Annotated in this window: 2 protein-coding genes; both read left to right on the forward strand. The window is 73.3% G+C overall.

From position 1 onward, the window contains the following. The coding region (locus BN11_RS18360) for an ArsA-related P-loop ATPase (RefSeq protein ID WP_048699760.1) at positions 1-824 on the forward strand (824 nt) is incomplete at its 5' end. Next, positions 821-1,000, forward strand: a 180-nt coding sequence (locus BN11_RS24330; protein WP_201329306.1) for a hypothetical protein, incomplete at its 3' end; no start/stop codon positions are given. The genes BN11_RS18360 and BN11_RS24330, both read left to right, overlap by 4 nt.

The raw sequence follows: 1,000 nt of genomic DNA on the forward strand, positions 1-1,000 counted from the left end.
CCCCCCCCCCCCCCCCCGCCGAGACGCTGCGGCTGCTCGCCTTCCCCGAGAACCTCGCCTGGCACCTGCGCCGGGTCCTGCCCGGAACCGCCGGTATGCGGCGCGCCGCCCGGCCCGCTGCCGCCGCTGCCCTCGGCATCCCCCTGCCGGGGCGGGAGATCGTCGAGATCCTGCGCCGCTGGCACGACGACATGCTCGCGGTGCGCCACCTGCTCGCCAGCGCCACCTCGTCGGTGCGCCTCGTCACCACCCCCGAGAGCGTCGTCATCGCCGAGTCCCGCCGGACCTGGACTTCGTTGAGCCTCTACGGGTATGCCGTGGACGCCGTTTACGTGAACAAGATCCTTCCCGCGCCGGCTCTGAAGGAGGGCGACGGCGCGGCGGCGCAGTGGCTGCGCTCGTGGAACGCTGCCCAGACCCGGGGCATCGACGAAGTGGTCCAGTCCTTCGTCGGCATACCGGTCGTGCGTTCACCCTATCTGGAGCGGGAACCGATCGGGCCGGCGGCCCTGGCCGAGCTGCACGGCCAGCTGGACCTGGGGACGCTTGCCGGCCGCGACATCACGAAGCCGGCCACGGCCGAACCGATGCAGGTGCGGCGCACCGACGCCGGGTTCGATCTGGCGCTGCGGTTGCCGCTCACGAGCGCCAAGGAGGTCGGCCTGCAGCGGCGGGCCGACGAACTGCTGCTCACAGTCGGCGATCACCGGCGCATCGTGACGCTGCCGTCGGTGCTGAGCCGATGCACGGTGGCCGACGCGCGGGTCCGTTCGGGGCATTTGACGATCGCTTTCGTGCCCGACCCCGCACAATGGCCTCGATGAGCGACACCACCGACCCGGCCGGATCCCTTGCCGAAGAGGCCCGCCGGCTCGCCGACGCCCTCGGGGGCCCGGCCGCGGCGGCATCCGAAGGGCACCCGGCCACGTGCACGTGGTGCCCGTTGTGCCGGGGCGTCGACTCGTTGCGGGCGGTGGACCCCGCGGCGATCGACCGGCTG

Origin of the sequence: Nostocoides australiense Ben110 (genome assembly GCF_001050535.1) — a bacterium.
GTDB lineage: Bacteria > Actinomycetota > Actinomycetes > Actinomycetales > Dermatophilaceae > Nostocoides_A > Nostocoides_A australiense.